Annotated in this window: 17 protein-coding genes, 1 tRNA gene and 1 pseudogene; 13 read left to right on the plus strand and 6 right to left on the minus strand. The window is 60.6% G+C overall.

The genetic code is table 11. From position 1 onward, the window contains the following. Nucleotides 1-292: 292 nt before the first annotated feature. Nucleotides 293-1,951: a DIP1281 family NlpC/P60 protein gene (locus HMPREF2785_RS09210; protein WP_070615044.1), complete on the plus strand. Its 1,659-nt coding sequence runs from the start codon at nucleotides 293-295 to the stop codon at nucleotides 1,949-1,951. 31 nt (nucleotides 1,952-1,982) lie between these two features. Further along, nucleotides 1,983-3,041, plus strand: a complete 1,059-nt coding sequence (locus tag HMPREF2785_RS09215) for a ferrochelatase (protein ID WP_070484805.1) — start codon at nucleotides 1,983-1,985, stop codon at nucleotides 3,039-3,041. On the opposite strand, the gene HMPREF2785_RS09220 is transcribed toward HMPREF2785_RS09215, so the two are convergent. Continuing rightward, a complete protein-coding gene (locus tag HMPREF2785_RS09220) occupies nucleotides 3,038-3,793 on the minus strand; it encodes a hypothetical protein (protein WP_070615045.1) in 756 nt (251 codons plus the stop codon). The genes HMPREF2785_RS09215 and HMPREF2785_RS09220 overlap by 4 nt on opposite strands. Before the next feature lie 40 nt (nucleotides 3,794-3,833). On the opposite strand from HMPREF2785_RS09220, the gene HMPREF2785_RS09225 reads away from it, so the two are divergent. Genes HMPREF2785_RS09225 through HMPREF2785_RS09235 form a run of 3 tightly spaced genes read left to right on the plus strand, consistent with a single transcriptional unit; the run spans nucleotide 3,834 to nucleotide 6,366 of the window. Next, complete coding sequence (locus HMPREF2785_RS09225) at nucleotides 3,834-4,685, plus strand: DUF3097 domain-containing protein (RefSeq protein ID WP_070615047.1); 852 nt, start codon at nucleotides 3,834-3,836, stop codon at nucleotides 4,683-4,685. A 10-nt stretch (nucleotides 4,686-4,695) separates the two neighbouring features. Next, the gene (locus HMPREF2785_RS09230; protein ID WP_070423155.1) at nucleotides 4,696-5,124 is read left to right on the plus strand and encodes an NfeD family protein; all 429 of its coding nucleotides are present in this window, start codon (nucleotides 4,696-4,698) and stop codon (nucleotides 5,122-5,124) included. Next, nucleotides 5,125-6,366, plus strand: coding sequence for an SPFH domain-containing protein (locus HMPREF2785_RS09235; protein WP_083308955.1), 1,242 nt, complete (start codon nucleotides 5,125-5,127; stop codon nucleotides 6,364-6,366). Here the strand turns inward: HMPREF2785_RS09235 and HMPREF2785_RS09240 are convergent. From HMPREF2785_RS09240 to HMPREF2785_RS09250, 3 genes are all read right to left on the minus strand, one after another. Continuing rightward, nucleotides 6,338-6,898 (minus strand): MarR family transcriptional regulator, encoded by a 561-nt coding sequence (locus HMPREF2785_RS09240; protein ID WP_070615049.1) that lies wholly within the window; start codon nucleotides 6,896-6,898, stop codon nucleotides 6,338-6,340. The genes HMPREF2785_RS09235 and HMPREF2785_RS09240 overlap by 29 nt on opposite strands. A gap of 35 nt (nucleotides 6,899-6,933) precedes the next feature. After that, the gene (locus HMPREF2785_RS09245) at nucleotides 6,934-7,581 is read right to left on the minus strand and encodes a TVP38/TMEM64 family protein (protein ID WP_070423157.1); all 648 of its coding nucleotides are present in this window, start codon (nucleotides 7,579-7,581) and stop codon (nucleotides 6,934-6,936) included. Between the two features lie 77 nt (nucleotides 7,582-7,658). Then, nucleotides 7,659-7,744 (minus strand) — tRNA-Leu (locus HMPREF2785_RS09250). 231 nt (nucleotides 7,745-7,975) lie between these two features. On the opposite strand from HMPREF2785_RS09250, the gene HMPREF2785_RS09255 reads away from it, so the two are divergent. The 4 genes and pseudogenes from HMPREF2785_RS09255 to HMPREF2785_RS09265 all read left to right on the plus strand — a co-directional run bounded on the left by HMPREF2785_RS09255 (nucleotide 7,976) and on the right by HMPREF2785_RS09265 (nucleotide 12,143). Beyond that, nucleotides 7,976-9,415 (plus strand): ABC transporter transmembrane domain-containing protein, encoded by a 1,440-nt coding sequence (locus HMPREF2785_RS09255; RefSeq protein ID WP_371326011.1) that lies wholly within the window; start codon nucleotides 7,976-7,978, stop codon nucleotides 9,413-9,415. Beyond that, nucleotides 9,416-11,218 (plus strand): annotated as a pseudogene (locus tag HMPREF2785_RS09260) (ABC transporter ATP-binding protein); the annotation flags it as partial. A gap of 24 nt (nucleotides 11,219-11,242) precedes the next feature. After that, nucleotides 11,243-11,776, plus strand: coding sequence for a YbhB/YbcL family Raf kinase inhibitor-like protein (locus tag HMPREF2785_RS11640; protein WP_070423160.1), 534 nt, complete (start codon nucleotides 11,243-11,245; stop codon nucleotides 11,774-11,776). A gap of 10 nt (nucleotides 11,777-11,786) precedes the next feature. Beyond that, nucleotides 11,787-12,143 (plus strand): hypothetical protein, encoded by a 357-nt coding sequence (locus tag HMPREF2785_RS09265; RefSeq protein WP_070423161.1) that lies wholly within the window; start codon nucleotides 11,787-11,789, stop codon nucleotides 12,141-12,143. Here the strand turns inward: HMPREF2785_RS09265 and HMPREF2785_RS09270 are convergent. Continuing rightward, a complete protein-coding gene (locus tag HMPREF2785_RS09270; RefSeq protein ID WP_070423162.1) occupies nucleotides 12,140-13,219 on the minus strand; it encodes a quinone-dependent dihydroorotate dehydrogenase in 1,080 nt (359 codons plus the stop codon). The genes HMPREF2785_RS09265 and HMPREF2785_RS09270 overlap by 4 nt on opposite strands. 9 nt (nucleotides 13,220-13,228) lie before the next feature. Next, a complete protein-coding gene (locus tag HMPREF2785_RS09275; RefSeq protein WP_070615051.1) occupies nucleotides 13,229-14,266 on the minus strand; it encodes a YncE family protein in 1,038 nt (345 codons plus the stop codon). A gap of 72 nt (nucleotides 14,267-14,338) precedes the next feature. Between HMPREF2785_RS09275 and HMPREF2785_RS09280 the strand changes: the two genes are divergently transcribed. The 4 genes from HMPREF2785_RS09280 to HMPREF2785_RS09295 are packed head-to-tail and all read left to right on the plus strand — an operon-like array spanning nucleotide 14,339 to nucleotide 17,478. Beyond that, nucleotides 14,339-15,166 (plus strand): undecaprenyl-diphosphate phosphatase, encoded by an 828-nt coding sequence (locus tag HMPREF2785_RS09280; RefSeq protein ID WP_070423249.1) that lies wholly within the window; start codon nucleotides 14,339-14,341, stop codon nucleotides 15,164-15,166. Between the two features lie 10 nt (nucleotides 15,167-15,176). Further along, nucleotides 15,177-16,391, plus strand: a complete 1,215-nt coding sequence (gene mshC / locus HMPREF2785_RS09285; RefSeq protein ID WP_070615053.1) for a cysteine--1-D-myo-inosityl 2-amino-2-deoxy-alpha-D-glucopyranoside ligase — start codon at nucleotides 15,177-15,179, stop codon at nucleotides 16,389-16,391. 24 nt (nucleotides 16,392-16,415) lie between these two features. Then, complete coding sequence (locus HMPREF2785_RS09290; protein WP_070451478.1) at nucleotides 16,416-16,811, plus strand: hypothetical protein; 396 nt, start codon at nucleotides 16,416-16,418, stop codon at nucleotides 16,809-16,811. After that, nucleotides 16,804-17,478, plus strand: coding sequence for an HAD family hydrolase (locus tag HMPREF2785_RS09295; protein WP_256374921.1), 675 nt, complete (start codon nucleotides 16,804-16,806; stop codon nucleotides 17,476-17,478). The genes HMPREF2785_RS09290 and HMPREF2785_RS09295 overlap by 8 nt, the downstream gene beginning before the upstream one ends. Nucleotides 17,479-17,532 lie beyond the last annotated feature (54 nt).

Below are 17,532 nucleotides of genomic sequence, written 5' to 3' on the forward strand. Positions count from 1 at the left end.
GCGGGTCGATAGTTGTCACACGTTTCGCGTGAAGCTTCATTGAGCGCTCTAGTCAAGCGTTCGACTGATGGATCGGGCTTGTGGGGAAGCACGCCGAGATCCTGAAACATTGTTGAAGCGCCACGGATTCTTGTGGTGGCTACTTCTTCGCGCTGCCGCGTTAGTAGTCAACATCGAGGCCGCACGTTCCTACCCCTAGTCAGGGTTTATGTGTGCCTTGGCGCGCCTGCAGGTTTCTTGATCACCTGCAGGCCTGCCACGGTATGCGCGTGCGGCGTGAAGGAGCACCTTCGTGGCAAATCCACTTAGGGGCACCCGGTTTGGACGTGCACGTAATGTGTTCGGTACTGCCGCGTGTGTCGTTACCGTGTCGTTGGCGGTGGGCCTCGTCAGCCCGGCTGCCTCTGGTCAGAGCTCGACGTCTACCGTCAGCGAACTCGTTTCCGCAGTCACCCGCGCTCAAGCGGACGTGGACGCCCGAAACTTGAACCTCGGCGAACTGCAAGAGGCGGTTAACCAGTCGCTCGTCGATTTGCACGACGCTCATGCAAAGGCCCAGCAGGCCCGCCTCGGCGAAGAGGAAGCTAAGCGTCGACTGGACGAGGCTCAGGCTCGCGTCGAAAGGCTGCGCACCGAGCTTGATGAGTTAAGCCGTTCCCAGTATCGCGGGGCGTCGACAAGCGATGTGCTCACGTCGATTAGCGGTAAGGACACGCAGCGCGACGTGCTGGATCGCTCGCTGTTCCTGCGCCAGCGTTCTGAAGAAAAGCGTGCGAAGCTGCAGGAAGCGGAGCAGGCCCGTGCAGAGGCGGCGAACGAAGAGTCGACGCTGCGTCAGACGCGTGAGCTTGCCGACTCGGCTGCTCAAGAAGCCGAGGCTGCGGAGGCGCAAGCGCGTCAGCTTCTCGACGACAACCGCGCAGCGCTCGAGGCAAGCACGGCTGAGCGCGACGCCGCGCAACGCGAGCTTGAAGCAGCGCAATCTGATCTCCAGGAGCAGCGCGCGCCTGAGCAGCAGGAAGCATCCGATGGGACAACGGAGGGCCCTGTGGCCAGCCCGTACGCTTCAACCCTGACCATTTCGCGCGGCGATGCCACCTATGAGGTCCCAGAAGAGGTCGTGGACCGTGTTCGGGAGCGCATCTCTGGTACCTCCCCTGAAGCCGGCGAGCCGAGCCGTGAGGCCATCGTGGATGCCGTGCGTGTTGTCGCCCAGACTTCTTCTTCAGATACGACGTCCGACGACGTGTCCCAGGTTGCTGCGCTTTCTTCGGCAGCAGGCTTGCCACAGCTTGACGACGACGCTATCGCGAAGGCTGGTGCCATCGCCGTCGGCGTAGCCCTGGTTGGCGGCGTTGCTGCGAACCACGGCTCCTTCTCTGATGCAGTGAATAGCGGTGACGCAGGCCAACTTGTGACTGCGTTCGCAGAAGGGCTCACTGGTGCCTTGGGCAATGTCGATAACACCTCAGGCACTGTGGCTGACGTATTGCCGCAGGTGCAGACTGCGGCAGATCTTACTGAGAAGGCTCGTGCTGCCTCTGCGGCCGTATCCGACGCCTCTCAGGTTGAGACGGTTATCGCACGCGCTCAGTCGATGATCGGCACGCCGTATGTCTGGGGCGGTGGCGATGCAAACGGTCCAACCACGGGCTTGGAAGGTGGCGGTCAAGCTGGCTTCGACTGTTCCGGCCTCGTGCTTTACGCATTCGCCGGCGCTGGCATTGCATTGCCCCACTACACGGGCTACCAGTACCAGCGCGGCACGCATGTGCCGGCGAGCGAAGCGCAGCGCGGCGACTTGCTGTTCTGGGGTCCGGGCGGCAACCAGCACGTTGCTATCTACCTCGGCGACGGCACCATGATCGAGGCACCCCAGTCTGGCATGAACGTGCAGATTTCTCCGGTCCGTTGGTCCGGCATGGCGCCGAACGCGGTCCGCCTGCTCTAATTTTTCGGGGCCACAGTCTAGGCTCAAGGCTATGGCTCTCAACGACTACGACGCACTCCTCGTCCTTTCCTTCGGTGGACCCGAAGGAAAGGACGAGGTTATTCCTTTTCTAGAGAATGTCACCCGTGGCCGCGGGATTCCGCGTGAGCGGCTCGCCAAGGTAGGGGAACACTACTTCCACTTCGGTGGTGTTAGCCCGATCAATGAACAGAACCGAGTGCTGATTAGCAACATCGAAAAGCAGTTGGAGGCTCGGGGGATTGAACTTCCGGTGTACTTCGGCAACCGGAACTGGCACCCCTTTGCGGAAGATACTGCGAAGCAGCTGGAGGCTGACGGGCATAAGCGCGTGCTGGTGTTCGCGACCTCGGCATGGGGTGGGTACTCGGCCTGCCGACAGTACGACGAAGACATCCAGAGGATCCGCGAAGTGACACCGCAGCTTGAGTACACCAAGCTTTGGCAGTTCTACGCCCACCCGACGTTCGTGCGGCTTATGGCGAACGTGTTGCGTAGCGCCGTCGATGCAGCGCCGGCTGGTGCAAAAGTACTGTTCACTGCTCACAGTGTTCCGAATGCTGCGGATAATGTCTCAGGTGGCCCGGAGGATGCCAACCTGTACTCACGGCAGGTGCATGAGGCGGCCCGGCTGGTCGCCGCGGAAGCTGGCGTCGAAGAGTACGAGGTTGTCTGGCAGTCTCGCTCCGGCAATCCGGCAACGCCGTGGTTGGAGCCGGACATCGTAGATCGCACCGAGGAGCTCCATGATCAAGACAGCACCTTTACGCACTTGATCTGTGTGCCACTCGGCTTCATCACCGACCACATGGAGGTGATCTGGGACCTCGACACCGAGCTGCGACAGGCCTGCGAGGCACGCAACATCACGCTAGATCGCGTTGCGACGGTGGGGCTCGAGCCCGATTTCGCTGGCATGGTCGTCGATATCGCGCAAGCTATCGCCGATGGTGACAAGCCTGAAACCTTGTCTAACGTTACTGTTCAGGGTTGTACCGTCAACGGCGCGCCGTGCAAGCCGCATTGCTGCGAGCCGTTGAAGCACCCGGGCCGACCGGGTAGCGCAAACTAATTCGCTAGATATTCGCGCCGGTAATCGATCACTGCGTCTGCGACCCCCGCCATGCGGGCGGTGCGGACGTGCCGCCACAGTGCAAACAGGTGGGGGTCGAAGGAGTGGTCGTCGAGGCGCTCCGTTACCGTCTCGATCGTCGCGGCAACACGGTCAGCCCTGGCAAAAAGCTTTGCCGCTCGCGCAGTCACCCCAGCCGGCAGCCCAGGGGTGTCGTAGAAATCAGCGAGCGTGCCGACGGTAAGCCGGGGATTTGGCAATTCCTTCGTGGTGCCACCAGCCGCCTCAATCAAAACGGCGGCTTCATCGGTTGCGCGCGACAGCAGTTGATCTGCCTCACCTGGAGTTAGCCAATCCGGTTCCGGCAGCCGCTCAGTTTCTTCAAACCAACGCCAGCGCACTTCCGCCCCCGAGTAGTCGGGGACAAGGATGTGGCTGATCCCATCTCCCCGGACAACCAACGCACCAGCCTGGGAGAGGGCGTCCATTGCGGGGGATCCAGCTCGGAGGCGCGGTGCCTGTCCTGGCCCCCACAGAATCAAGCGGATAACTGGATCCGGAGACTCAAGGTCGGCGGCGGCGCGGACGTCGCTAAGCAATTGCACCATGGGGGCGTCGCAATAGGTGTGGGTGCCGCCAAGGTCTGTTAACGCGTCGAGGGTGTCGTCCGTGGACTCGATGTTGTACAGCCATGCGGCAAGCCACACTGCAGTGTTTTGGAGAGGCGAGTAGACCTGAGCGCGCGTGTGCATCCAGTTGAGTCTAGCTAGGGGGATAGAATACGGAGCCACTATGGGAGATAGCCGGTATAGCGGAGATATTTTTCAAGGCCACGCGCGTAAGAGGAGGCCAACGTATCCAGAGATGCCTGCAGAGCCAGGCATCATCGTGGAGATCGTCGGCAACGACTTTGTTGGCGCAGTGGTTGGATTCGAGCGAACCTACGACGGCGACTTCGTCCGCCTGGAGGACCGCTATGGAACCCAGCGGCTGTTCAAAATGCTGCCGGGGGCATTCATGGTCGAAGGGCAGCGTGTCACCCTCACCCGATATGTTGCACCGCGTAACGACGAACCAAAGCGCTCCAACTCGGGCTCACGCAAGGTTGCTAACGTGCAGGCGAAGGTTGCAATGCCGTCACGCATCTGGGTGGAGGGCATCCACGATGCTGCGATCGTTGAGCAGGTGTGGGGGCACGACCTGCATGTTGAGGGGGTTGTCGTCGAGTATCTGGAAGGGCTAGACAACCTGCAGATGCGTCTCGACGAGTTCCAACCTGGACCGGACCGTCGCGTCGGTGTGCTCGCCGATCACCTCATTAGGGGGACTAAGGAGGCTCGGCTCGTCGAAAATGTAGGACCTCATGTGTTGGTGACGGGGCACCCCTACATCGATATCTGGGCTGCGGTGAAACCGAAGAGCGTCGGCATCGCCGCCTGGCCGGAGGTTCCGTACGGCGAAGACTGGAAGACGGGCGTGTGCCGTCGCTTGGGTTGGTCTGATCCAAAGGAAGGCTGGCGCCGCGTTTCATCGTCCGTGCGCACTTTCCGCGACTTGGATTCAACACTTATCGGTGCAGTTGAGAGACTGGTGGACTTCGTCACTAATCCCGAGCTCACGAAGGAAGATCTCACACACATGTAAGATTTGCGCCGTGGGAGCATTGATTTGGTTTATTGTCGCGGCAGGTTTCGCGCTACTCGAGCTTGGCGTGGGCGAATTGACGCTGCTCATGCTCGCTGCGGGTGCGTTGACAACATCGGGGGTCGCCTTATTCGACGTTCCACTTGCAGCTGAAGTCGCGGTGTTTATCGCTTCCTCGTTGCTGTTCTGGTTCTTCCTAAGGCCACGTCTGCGCAAGCGGATGGATAAGCCGCTGGTGCTCGATGAGACGCCACGCGCGCTCGTCGGAAGTCGTGCAGAGGTTGTCGAGGACATCGGCCCCGGGGGTGGGCAAGTGCGTTTCGACGGCAGCCTGTGGTCGGCACGCGCCCTGGATCCGGCAAAAACTATTCCTGCAGGTTCCCACGTGACCGTTTACGATATCGACGGACCCGTAGCCGTCGTTTGGAAGGAGTCCTAAATGGGTGGGTTAGTTACCTTCGCCGTCATACTTATTCTGTTTATCGCGCTGCTTACAGCGTCGATCAAACTGATTCCGCAGGGAGAAGCTGCGGTTATTGAGCGTCTGGGACGCTACACGCGCACTGCGTCCGGTGGGTTGACGTTCCTGGTGCCGTATATCGACCGCATCCGTGCGCGCGTAGACACGCGTGAGCGCGTGGTGTCGTTCCCGCCCCAGGCAGTAATTACCCAGGACAACCTGACCGTGGCGATTGACACGGTGGTGACGTTCCAGATCAACGAGCCTGCGAAGGCCATCTACGGCGTGGACAACTACCTCGTCGGTGTGGAGCAGATTTCGACGGCAACGCTGCGTGACGTCGTTGGTGGCATGACGCTTGAGGAGACGCTGACCTCTCGCGAAACCATTAACCGCCGCCTGCGCGGTGAGCTAGATGCTGCGACCGCAAAGTGGGGCCTGCGCATTAGCCGCGTGGAGCTCAAGGCGATTGATCCGCCACCGTCGATTCAGCAGTCCATGGAGATGCAGATGAAGGCGGACCGCGAAAAGCGCGCGATGATCCTCACCGCTGAAGGTAAGCGCGAGTCCGACATCAAAACCGCTGAGGGTGAAAAGCAGGCTCGCATTCTTTCTGCCGAGGGTGAGAAGCACGCAGCGATTCTCGCCGCTGAGGCTGAGCGTCAAGCAATGATGCTGCGCGCCGAAGGTGAGCGTGCCGCGAAGTACCTCGCTGCGCAGGGTGAGGCGCGTGCGATCCAAAAGGTGAACGCCGCGATTAAGTCCTCTGGAGTGACGCCGGAACTCCTGGCATACCAGTACCTGGACCAGTTGCCGAAGATTGCCAACAACGAGGCGGCCACGATGTGGATGATTCCGTCCCAGTTCGGCGATTCGTTGCAGCAGTTTGCCAAGGCGTTTGCCAACAAGGACGACGACGGAGTGTTCCGCTACGAGGCGGCGCAGGTTGACGAGCGCGATCTTGAGATGGCCGATGAGGGCAATCCGGAGCGTTGGTTCGACACCTCGACCGACCCGGAGCTAGCCAAGGCGCTTGCAGAGGCCCGCGCGGTGGCGAACAAGCACGTGGACGATCCGGATCCGACCCAACCTACCGCTGACACCGCTTCCAGCGACTCGGGGTTGCGAGAGATCAGTGCCCCTGCGAACAAGCCGACCGATTTCGGGTTCAATGACCAGGTGTCGAACCCGCTTAATCAGCCAGATCAGCAGCCCGAGTAATCAGGTTGAGGGCCAGTTGCCAGCCGGCTTGTTCGGCTGGCCATCCCGCTGCCTGGAGCCTCTGGCTGATTGCCTGCTTGGATATGCCGAGCTCGGCTGCTGCTTCATTCTGATTCAGCCCGCGGCGCACGAGCGAGGTCGCTTCTCGTCCCTCGAATGTCCGCTTGTGCAGCACGTGGGCCAGCAGTGCGAATGCGGCAGCGATATCCGCAGCCTCAGTAGTTGCGCCTTGCTTGTCGACGACCACACGCACCTGGCCCGCTTTCACCCCAACCGCCTTTGAGGCAGCTTTCAAGGCATCGCTGTTGCTTGCAGCGACCCCTAGGCCGATGGCCCAGTTGCCGTCGGAGAGCAGCGCCATGATCAGGTTTAACGAAGCCTCAGCGTCATCCACCAGGGTGCGGATATCTTCAACACCGAGCACTTCAAACGGGCTGATGCCTGGGAGAGTGCCAAGCGCCTCCGCGGAACGCTCGACGACGGTAGCACGCCCTTTTTCGCGGCCCCTGTATTTCGCATGCACGGCAATCATGCCTGCCAATACTACGCGGGTCTACCCGTGAGCCTTTACTTACGCGCCGGAAGTCGTGCGTCGAGAATCAACCCGCTAAGGCCAATCACTGCCAATACAGCCATCACTGCGATCACCACAGGGTTTGCCTCACCCGTGAGGGTGTCGCCAAAGATAGTGACCAACACGGTTCCTGGAAGTGAACCCGCAAACGTTGCGATGGCAAACGGCAACACCGGAACGCGCGTGAGCGCTGCTGCGTAGTTGAGGACGGAAAATGGAACGGCTGCAATGAGGCGCAGGCTGAAAATCGCGAGCCAGCCGCGTTCTTCGAGGCGCCGGTTGATCTGCTCAACAGCAGGATGTGTCAGCCGCGGTTCTACCCAATCCCGCAGCAGAGTGCGCACGATCAACAGTGAGATAACTGCGCTGACTGTCGTCGCGGTAATCGCGATCAGGATCCCTTGTACCGAACCGAAAAGAATGCCGGCAGAGACGGTCATCACGGTGCGCGGGATAGGGAATTGGGTAATCAAGATATAGAGCAGCCAGAACGCTACTGGGAACCAGGGGCCGAGTGTGTCAGCCCAGGTGCGAAGTGTGGAGAGCGGTGGGACGTCGAGAAACACCCAGCCCGCTATGAACACGACGATAAGCGCTGCGAGTACGAGCTTGTTGCGGGCGGAACCCGATATCTTGGGCATACGCACTCCTCGACCATGTCTGTAAATATAAATGTCCCGCTCCGCAGTTCTATTGACTGCTGAGCGGGACTTATCTGTGCCCGGAGGGGGACTTGAACCCCCACGTCCGTTAATAGGACACTAGCACCTCAAGCTAGCGCGTCTGCCATTCCGCCACCCGGGCTAGGGTGTTTGTTCAGCCTCTCGGCTGGGCACCTGCACTACTATAGGGTCGGTTCTTGCAGGTACCAAATCGCCAGCATAACGCGCAGATTCTGCTAAATTTTGCGGGGTGATAGCTCCACCGCGCAGAATGCTGACGTACCGCTGGTTCGTCCCACAAGTTCCGCCTGCTCATGACCCCGCCCGGCTCCACCCGGCGCGATGGGAGGAAGGTAACCGGGTCGTTCGGGACATGGTTTCCGCGTACCCGGGTGTGCTCGCGCTGCATATTCTGAGCTACCTCTTTGGCTCCGGTATCGCAGCGTTCGTGCCGGTGGTGGTCGGCATGATCGTGGACGGTCTCCTTGGCGAAGAAACGTTTAACGCGTGGTGGCTGTTTGCGGTACTGGTGGGCATTTTTGTTTTGTCGTTCATCGGTGAGGCAACCGGCGACGGCCTTGCGGCAGCGTCGGTTGGCCGGGTTACCCACAACGCCCGGTTGCACTTATCCTCCGGAGTGCTGCGCGATGGTGCAGGCGCGATGAGCCCGGGTACGGTGCTTAACACGATCGATGCAGACGCAAGCACGGTCGGACGGTACCGCGAACTGCTGTCGTTTCCGCTTATGGCGATCGGTTATGCCGCGGGTGCAGTGGTGGCGATGTGGTCTGTGTCCCCGTGGGTGGCACTTGCCATTCCGGTTAGCGCGATGATCATTGGGCTTTTTGCGGCGTGGACCGCAGGACCAGTGACACGGATCTCGTTGAAGCGTCGCGCTGCGGAAGCGGATGTCGCGGGCTTGGCCACGGATGTCTCTCAAGGCATTCGTGCTGTGAAGGGCCTTGGCGCGGGTGCATCTGTTGCACAACGTTTTGCAGTTGAGACGGCCAACGCCAGGACATTGATCTTGAAGCACCTGAAGGTTGAAGTCGGGCTGGGCTTTGTTCGTCTTGTGGTGGCTTGGCTGTGCAATCTGGCGATCGTGGCACTTGCTGCCTGGTTGACGCTTCGCGGAGAGATCACGCCTGGGCAGATGACATCGGTTGCGCTGCTAGTGCCGCCTGCGCTGAATATGGCGGGATTTGCCTTCGGTGACCTAGCTAGTGGGTGGGGCAGGGCGGTTGCCAGTGGCAAGCGCATCGTGGAGTTGCACCATGCAGCCGAAAAGGTGTCTGAGCCGCAGCCAACCTCCAACGCGATCCCCGGTCCAGGGCTGTGGATCCTCGCTCCGGATGAGCGATCGTTTGCGGTCGTTGAGGCATGGGCGGAGCGTGAGGGGGTGCTGTTCCCACCGCACACCGTCAACGTATTTGAGGGCACGATCGCGGATAACGTGAATCCGCGCGGTGATTTGCCGGCAGTCGTCGTCAAGCAGGCGCTCGCTGCGGCGCATTGTCAGGACATTCTGCGTCGCCTCGGAGGTGTCCGAGAGAACGGTGAATTGCCTGATGCGCCGCTGGGGGAGGCGGGGCTGAATTTGTCGGGCGGGCAGCGGCAACGTGTGGCACTTGCACGCGCACTCGCAGCGGATCCGAACGTGCTCATTTTGGACGATCCAACAACAGGGCTGGACTCTGTCACCCAAGCTGACGTCGTTGCGGCGGTTAAGACGCTACGCGCGGACAAAACAACCATAGTGATCACTGGAAATGCCGCGTGGCGCTCTGCAGGTAACGCATTGGAGGTGCAGTAAATGAAGCGTGAATACGAGCGCGTCGATGCCGTTGCCCCCGCTGGGGTGAAGGAGACCTTCGCGTACCTTGCGGAACTGCCGAACGCACTGGATCGTCGGTGGTGGGTAATGCTGTTGAGTATCCAGGCTGTGATCGTTGCTGTGAACACGACACAGTCGAACCTGTTTGGGCGCAGCGTTGACCCGTTGATCGGTGGCTCGATACCCGGGCTCGGCTCTGGCAGCAGTGCTTTTATTTGGGCCATCGCATTGGCAATGTTTTGCATGCTGATCGAGCTGTCCCTCCGTGGTCTGGGCAACTATGTGGTGGGCCAGAAGGTCGCCCGTGCGTCGATCGATCTGCGCCGTCGTTGCCTCGACGCTATCTTGCGCGCGCCTGTGCCGCGGGTGATGGAGTTGGGCACCGGCAACGTGATTACGCGCATGACGAAGGACATCGATGATGTGGTGCAAACGATCACCGCGATCGGATCCAGGGTCCTCACCACAGCCTTCGTGTTTCCGATTACCTTTCTCGGGCTTTTGCTTATCGACGTCCGCTTTGCCCTCATCCTCGTCATAGTCGGTATCTGCACGTACCCGTTCGCGCGAGCCGTTGTGCGTGCAATCCCTGCTGCGTCGAACGCAGTGAGTGTGGCGGAGGCTCGTAGAAACGCAGTGCTGCTTGATACGGTGCGTGGCCTGCCGACGCTTCGCGCGTTCGGACTAGAACGTTGGGCGCTTGGGCGCATGCGTCGCACCTCCTGGGGTGCGGTGGAGGCGACGATGGATCGTGTGCCCTGGTTCATTCGTCTCATGGGCATCGGACAGTTCGCCTTCGCAGCATGGGTGCTGCTCACTCTTGGTGTGGGTGCCTGGTTGGTGTCTACAGGCGCTGTGACACCTGGGGAGGCCAGCGCTGCTGTGTTCATGGTGATCCGTGCTGAGGTCGTCGTGTTTAATGCGCTGTTTTTCATCGGAGAGCTCCAAAGCGCCGCCACGTCTGTTGGGCGCGCGGTGAGTTTGGCCAAACTGGCGGACGGCCGAGCGGCCACCGTGGTACCTGATGACCTCGATGTGCCTGAAGACGTTGAGATCAACCACGTGTCCTTTGCCTACCCCGGCGGAGCTAACGTTCTTGAGGACCTCTCGGTGACGCTCGCAGCGGGCACGATGACGGCGCTCGTCGGCACGTCTGGCGCGGGCAAATCCACGCTGGCAGCGCTTATCGCAGGCTTAGTGGAGCCGACTTCGGGGAGCATCCGAGTTGGTGGGGTAGATACCTCCCAAGTCAGCGACGTCTGGACTGCGAAGAACGTCACCCTGCTCACCCAGGACGTGCATATCTTCGCGGGCACGCTGCGCGAAGACCTGTCTATGGCTGCTCCGGGAAGTGACGACACTGTTTTGCTCAAGGCGCTCGCCAGTGTCGGGTTGGATCCGAACAGCACGCAGTTTGCCCGACTCTTCCCCAATGGGCTCGACACCGCTGTGGGAGCAGGCGCAGATGACCTCCCACCCGAGGTGAAGCAACAGGTCGCGCTCGCGCGTGTGGCGTTGGCAGGTCCGAAGATCCTCATCCTGGACGAAGCGACAGCAGAGGCGGGCAGTGATGCCACAAACACGCTCGAAGATGCTGCTGCAAGGATTACTGAAGGCACGACGGCGTTGGTTGTCGCGCATCGCCTCGATCAAGCTGCAACCGCTGATCGCATCCTGGTGATGGAGGCAGGACGCATTATCGAAGACGGCACCCATGCCGAGCTGCTTGCTGGCGGTGGGAGATATGCACAACTCTTTGAGGCGTGGAGTGGCGAGGGTCACTTGTTTTCAGGTAGGAATGGGTCTATGACTGCTTCCTATGTTTCAGACCGTTTCCCCGGCCCCGACCCGTATGCGCCCCTGGCGGACGTGCCTTCGTTCACGGTGACCTCGGATGACATTGTTGACGGCGAGCGTCTCAACGACACACTTGCCGGCGATAACGCCACCAGCCCGCAGCTTGCGTGGGAAGGTGCGCCTGAGGGGACGAAGACTTACGCAGTGACGTGCTTCGACCCGGACGCACCAACCGCGTCAGGTTTTTGGCACTGGTCCGCGTTCAACATCCCGGCAGATATCACCGAGCTGCCTGCTGGCGCAGGCGCCAAGGAGGACCTGGGCGTCGGCGCGGTTGTGCTCACCGGTGATTCCGGAGTTAAAGGGTTCTACGGCGCAAACCCGCCGGCAGGCCACGGGCCGCACCGCTACCTGTTCGTAGTCCACGCGGTGGACACGGAATTGCCGGCAGATCAGATCGCGAACCCAACGCAGCTCGGGTTCAACCTGAACTTCCACTCGTTGGGCCGGGCAATCATCTGGGGTTGGTACGAGAACCAGTAGTATTCGGCGAATGGTACCTGTGCAGCTTCGCGTCGGCGGCGCCTTTTTAGGTCTTGCCGCCGCACTCGTCCTCTATGCAGTCGTCGGATTTACCCGTGGTGATGAGGGGTTTGTGATCACCCCTCAGGTGCTCACGGTGCTTGTGGCTGTCGCTCTCGTCGGTGCGTTTGCGACCACGAACAAAGAGCAGCAAGGCTCGCGCACGCAGGTTATCGCCCTTTTCATCGCGATCGTCTTGATCGGCCTTGGGGTAATTTTGCCGAACACCGCATTATTCACGACGACGCCGGTGTGGCTTGTCGCTTGGGCTATCGCCGCGGGCTTCTGCGCCGTGATTCTACGGCGCAGCGTGCAACCGAAGGCCTAGAGCGCTTTCCACTCAAGCCCACTGCCCACGGCCTGCTCAATAGAGTTCAGACCGTGGGCCTTAATCTGTGCAGCAATGCCCCGGTGGATATCCCGGATCCAACCCGGGCCGCCGTAGATGAATGGCGTGTAGCCCTGCAACAGATTGGCACCTGAAGTGATGCGTTCCCACGCCTGTTGGGGTGTGGAGATACCGCCAACACTGATGATCGCCAATTGGCCGCCGATGCGGTCGTAGAGGCGCTTGAGCACCTCGAGTGAGCGTGCCGCAACGGGTGCACCAGAGATGCCACCCGCACCCATGGCTGCAACCTCGTCTGCATTGGTGTGCAGCCCGTCGCGGGAGATCGTGGTGTTGGTCGCCACGATGCCGTCGAGTCCAAGTTCGACAGCGAGGTCTGCAACAGCGTCGATGTCCTCGTCCGAAAGATCTGGCGCGATCTTGACCAGCACCGGGGTGGTGGTCGACTCTTTCACCACGGAAAGGATGGGGCGAAGCTCCTCCACCGCCTGCAGGTCGCGAAGACCCGGCGTGTTCGGGGAGGACACGTTGACCACGAGATAGTCGGCCAGCGGGCCAAGGGCGGTAGCGGTTGCGCGGTAGTCGGCTACAGCGTCCTCGGCGGTCTTGTTCTTGCCGATGTTAATCCCGACGATGTCGTCGGACTTCCTGCTGCGCAGGTTATCTGCGACAACGAGTGCACCCTTGTTGTTGAACCCCATACGGTTCAAAATTGCCTTGTCCGCGGGAAGGCGGAACAGGCGTGGGGCGGGATTACCCGGCTGCGGCTTCGGGGTCACCGTGCCCATCTCTGCGTAGCCGAAGCCAACGGCGCCCCAGGCGTCGATAGCTTCAGCGTTTTTATCAAACCCAGCCGCAAGTCCGAGCGGGGCAGGGAAGTCAACGCCGAACACTGTCTGGCGCAGCACGGGGTCGTGGACGCGTACAACCTTCTCGAGTGCGCGGTTGATGGGACTCGCGGCATCCAGCACACGCAGGCCACCGCTGATGATGCCGTGGATGCGCTCCGGCGGGATGCGGAACATCAGTTGCAGGGCGCGGTCGTAAAGACTCATGTTGGTCTCCTAGTTAATCTGCTCGTCGGGTGCGACGATTTGGATGCCATCGCCGGTGGCGGATGCGAGGACGACGGTGCCGTCATCAAGCGAAATGATGCTCTGAGCGTTCGCGACAGTGGCGAAACTCTTCTTTTCGATCGGCACACCCTGGGAGATGTCGTATCCGGTTGCGGTGTTTTCAGCCAAGGAACTTACCCATGCAAGGCGTTGCGACGAATCCCACGCGACGTCCCACGGGCCTTCCGGCACAGGTGCGCTCTGCTGGAGACGAATGATGTCGTCGGTGGTGTAGACGTGGATCTGGTTGCCAGTCGAATCGGCGGCGAGCACAAGCCCGTGCTCGCCTGCGGCAACCTTGCCCACGCCAAGGCCAACGCGCAGCGTGCCACCCTGGCGGGAGCCCTGCCAGTCGATATCCTGGATGGTGGTGTCGAAGCTGCTGATGCGAACTACCGCGTCATCTTGGCCGTCAAGGGCAACCGCCTGCAGCTGGTCGGTCTCGCGGGCAACATCGATCGTGTCCGACAGTTCCCCGTCCTTAAACACCCACACTTTGCGCTCCGTATCGCTTGCAGCGAGCACTTCACCGCTGGAAACAACAGTCGCCGAAGTCACCGTAAGGTCGGTGCTAATAGTTTGCGCGGCTTGGCCGAAGACGTTGACAGCCCCATCACACGCCACTGCGAACGACCCATCGCTGGCAGATACATCCCCGCACGACGCGTCGAGTGGATGCTCTTCAGCCTTGCCGTTGGCAATGTCGTCGATCGACCCAATCAGTAGAGCGTTTTCTGTGCGCACCCCGACAACACCGTTTGTCGTGTCGAGGTCGCGCACAGCCTCAAACTGCACTACACGCCCAGCCGGGTTCTCGCTCGCAGGGGACTGGGCGGGTTCGGCGCTGCCCATGTTGGCTGCGGCGTCGCCACCCGCCTCCTCGATTTTTGCGTTCGGGGTGGCGCTGCATGCTGCCAGCGCGAGCGGTAACGCCGCGCTAAGGCAGAGTGCGGCAGTAAAACGGGAAGCAGTACGTCGAACAATCACGCACGTAAGCCTAGCAATCAGCCTGCTGCGTTCAGTGATCAAGCGCGGTGCGGAGTAGGGTGTGCAGCCATGATGTCGTGGCTACAGGTGATCGTCCTCTCCATCGTGCAGGGCTTGACGGAGTTTCTCCCGGTGTCCTCGTCAGGTCACCTCCGTATCGTCTCAGAGTTGTTTTGGGGGGAGGACGCTGGCGCAAGTTTTACCGCTGTGATCCAGCTCGGTACCGAGCTTGCCGTACTTGTGTACTTTGCCAAGGACATTTGGCGGATTCTCACCGCGTGGTTCGCTGGACTGTTCGACAAGGCCAAGCGAGGGTTTGATTACCGCATGGGCTGGATGGTCATCGCCGGCACGATCCCAGTCGGGTTGGCAGGTGTGTTGCTGAAGGATCTGATTCGCGAAAACTTCCGCAACTTGTGGATCACCGCGACCGTGCTCATTTTGTTCTCTCTGGTGTTCATTCTTGCGGAACGCCGCGGCAAGAAGTCCCGTGGGTTTGAGGAGCTGACTATGAAGGACGCCGTTCTCATGGGCCTGTGGCAGTGCCTAGCGCTGATTCCTGGTGTGTCGCGCTCCGGCGGAACGATCTCGGGTGGTTTGTTCCTCAACCTCGACCGCGAGGTGGCTACCCGGTTTAGCTTCCTTCTGGCTATCCCTGCGGTACTCGCGTCTGGTCTGTTCTCCTTGCCCGATGCGTTCGACCCGCAAGCGGGCCAGGCGGCTTCCGGAATGCAGCTGCTTGTCGGCTCCGGAATTGGCTTTATCGTCGGTTACATCTCCATTGCGTGGTTGCTGAAGTTCGTTTCTAACCACTCGTTTGCCTGGTTCGCTGCCTACCGCATCCCACTCGGTGTCATTGTGATGATTCTGCTTGGCACTGGTGTCATGCAGCCTGTGTAGGGTTGGGCGCATGCAAGCTTGGCCGAACCCAATTGTTCCTAACGTTGCCGGCACTTCGGTGCCGCTGAAGCTCTACGACACCGCTGATCAGCAGGTGAAACCTGTGGATACCACGCCGGATGCGAAGGGCGAAGTGGGGTTGTATGTCTGCGGTATCACTCCATACGACTCGACCCACCTGGGACACGCTGCCACCTATCTCACATTCGACCTTGTGCAGCGTCAGCTGATCGCTAACGGTCACAAGGTGCACTATGTACAGAACATCACCGATGTTGATGACCCTCTGTTCGAGCGAGCCGAGCGTGACGGTGTGGATTGGCGCGAACTCGGCTCAAACCAGATCGATCTGTTCCGCAGTGACATGGAGATTCTCTCCGTCATCCCGCCGCGCGATTACATCGGCGCGATGGAGTCTGTCGATGAGGTCATCGAGATGGTGCAGAAGCTTCTCGACGAAGGCGTGGCCTACACACTCGACCAGGGCGATGTGTATGCCTCGATCGATGCAACCGAGCAGTTTGGCTACGAGTCGAACCTCGACCGAGCAACGATGGAGGAGTACTTCGCTGAACGCGGTGGTGACCCGGAGCGTGAAGGCAAGCGCGACAAGCTTGACGCGCTGATCTGGCGTGGTCACCGTGAGGGCGAGCCAGCCTGGGACTCGCCGTTCGGCCCAGGTCGTCCGGGATGGCACGTGGAGTGCTCCGCGATTGCGACGAACCGCTTAGGGGCAAGTTTCGCGATCCAAGGTGGCGGTTCGGACCTGGCGTTTCCGCACCACGAGTTCTCAGCCGCGCACGCAGAGGCCGCGCTGCACGTGGACCGGATGGCCGGCCACTATGTGCACGCGGGCATGATCGCACTTGATGGTGTGAAGATGTCGAAGTCACTAGGTAACCTCGTCTTTGTTCACAAGCTCACCGAGCAAGGCCACGAGGCTTCCGCGATCCGGCTGGCGGTGTTTTCCCAGCACTACCGGGAAGACCGTGATTTCTCCGACGCGATTCTTCACACTGCTGAGGAGCGACTCGACCGGTGGCGTGAGGCTCTGGCGAACGAGGTGTCTGAAGACGAGGCGCTCGGTGTCGTCGATAAGTTGCGCGCTGCGCTGGCAGACGACCTTGACACGCCCACAGCTCTTCGTGTGGTCGATGAAGCACGGGGCGACTGCGACGGTGTGATTGCGACAGCACTTGAGGGGCTACTCGGTGTGCATCTCTAGGCCTCATCCAGCACAATGGTGGTCATGAGCGCAGCAGCACACACGATTCGTGCCCAGTTCCAGCCTGAGGTCGACGAGTTTATCGATGACCTGACGATGTTCGCCTCAGGCTCCTACCTTTCTGAGGAAGACAAGGAGTTGTGGGACGAGCCATTCGACCCGTCCGTGTTGCCTGAGTTGCGGAAAATGCTTGAGCAGTACCTCGACGAGGTCGACGCACTCGGTTCCCAGCCAGAGGACCAGCAACTGGTGGGGCTAGTTGGACCGTTCTACGAGCGCTTGGAGGCATTCAATGTCCGTCATGCGGACGCGGTGCTTGAGCCAGAAGAAAAGGCAGATATTGAGACGCTCGTGATTCGGGTGTGCACCGCGGCGGGCGCGACCGATGAGGCGCTAGAAGCGCTGCCGGAATTTGAGTAGGCAGCGTCCGGCGGCCGTCTTCTGGGATATGGACGGCACGCTGATAGACACAGAGCCGCTCTGGGGACAGGCGACCTACGAGTTAGGGGAGTTGCTTGGTCGGCCACTGACCCCAGAGGTTCGCGAGCGCACCATTGGCGGGAGTTTCCCGAACACGCTTCGCATTGTGGCGCAGTGGGCGGAGCACACACTGACTGACGGCGACGAACAGCGTTATAAAGACTGGATGTTCGGTCGGATGGCTGAACTGTTTTCTGCAGGTATCGAATGCAACCCAGGGATTCTTGAAGTGCTGCAGTCGCTGAAGGAAGACCACATGCCCATGTTCGTGACGACGAATACTGAACGCGTCCTGGCAGATCCGTGCATTGATGCGATTGGGCGTGCGTTCTTCACCGGCACCATTACTGGCGACGAAGTGATCCACCCGAAACCTGCCCCCGACATGTACCTCGAAGCAGCCCGGCGCGTCGGCGCCGCTCCGCAAGACTGTCTCGTGGTCGAGGACTCGTTCAGTGGCATGTCAGCTGCGGCTGCAGCGGGATGTGCAGTGTTGGGGCTCGCGGATCATGTACCTGCCGGTGTGTATCGGTTTGATCCCCACCTGTTTGTGGGGGCCAGTGCCGACGACGTTTACCGCTGGTTTGCTGCAGCCTGCAGCGCGTAGGTGTCACGCGCACAATCGTCGAGAGGCTTCGCTTTGCTACGTATAGTGGTGTGC

Source organism: Corynebacterium sp. HMSC067D03, assembly GCF_001811185.1.
In the GTDB taxonomy this organism is placed as follows: Bacteria; Actinomycetota; Actinomycetes; order Mycobacteriales; family Mycobacteriaceae; genus Corynebacterium; species Corynebacterium coyleae.

Excerpts from the sequence above, each read along its gene's own strand:
- HMPREF2785_RS09215 (WP_070484805.1), top strand. The coding sequence starts at position 1,983 with ATGGCTCTCAACGACTACGACGCACTCCTCGTCCTTTCCTTCGGTGGA.
- HMPREF2785_RS09220 (WP_070615045.1), bottom strand. The coding sequence starts at position 3,793 with ATGCACACGCGCGCTCAGGTCTACTCGCCTCTCCAAAACACTGCAGTG.
- HMPREF2785_RS09225 (WP_070615047.1), top strand. The coding sequence starts at position 3,834 with ATGGGAGATAGCCGGTATAGCGGAGATATTTTTCAAGGCCACGCGCGT.
- HMPREF2785_RS09235 (WP_083308955.1), top strand. The coding sequence starts at position 5,125 with ATGGGTGGGTTAGTTACCTTCGCCGTCATACTTATTCTGTTTATCGCG.
- HMPREF2785_RS09240 (WP_070615049.1), bottom strand. The coding sequence starts at position 6,898 with ATGATTGCCGTGCATGCGAAATACAGGGGCCGCGAAAAAGGGCGTGCT.
- HMPREF2785_RS09245 (WP_070423157.1), bottom strand. The coding sequence starts at position 7,581 with ATGCCCAAGATATCGGGTTCCGCCCGCAACAAGCTCGTACTCGCAGCG.
- HMPREF2785_RS09255 (WP_371326011.1), top strand. The coding sequence starts at position 7,976 with ATGGTTTCCGCGTACCCGGGTGTGCTCGCGCTGCATATTCTGAGCTAC.
- HMPREF2785_RS11640 (WP_070423160.1), top strand. The coding sequence starts at position 11,243 with ATGACTGCTTCCTATGTTTCAGACCGTTTCCCCGGCCCCGACCCGTAT.
- HMPREF2785_RS09265 (WP_070423161.1), top strand. The coding sequence starts at position 11,787 with ATGGTACCTGTGCAGCTTCGCGTCGGCGGCGCCTTTTTAGGTCTTGCC.
- HMPREF2785_RS09270 (WP_070423162.1), bottom strand. The coding sequence starts at position 13,219 with ATGAGTCTTTACGACCGCGCCCTGCAACTGATGTTCCGCATCCCGCCG.
- HMPREF2785_RS09280 (WP_070423249.1), top strand. The coding sequence starts at position 14,339 with ATGTCGTGGCTACAGGTGATCGTCCTCTCCATCGTGCAGGGCTTGACG.
- mshC (WP_070615053.1), top strand. The coding sequence starts at position 15,177 with ATGCAAGCTTGGCCGAACCCAATTGTTCCTAACGTTGCCGGCACTTCG.
- HMPREF2785_RS09290 (WP_070451478.1), top strand. The coding sequence starts at position 16,416 with ATGAGCGCAGCAGCACACACGATTCGTGCCCAGTTCCAGCCTGAGGTC.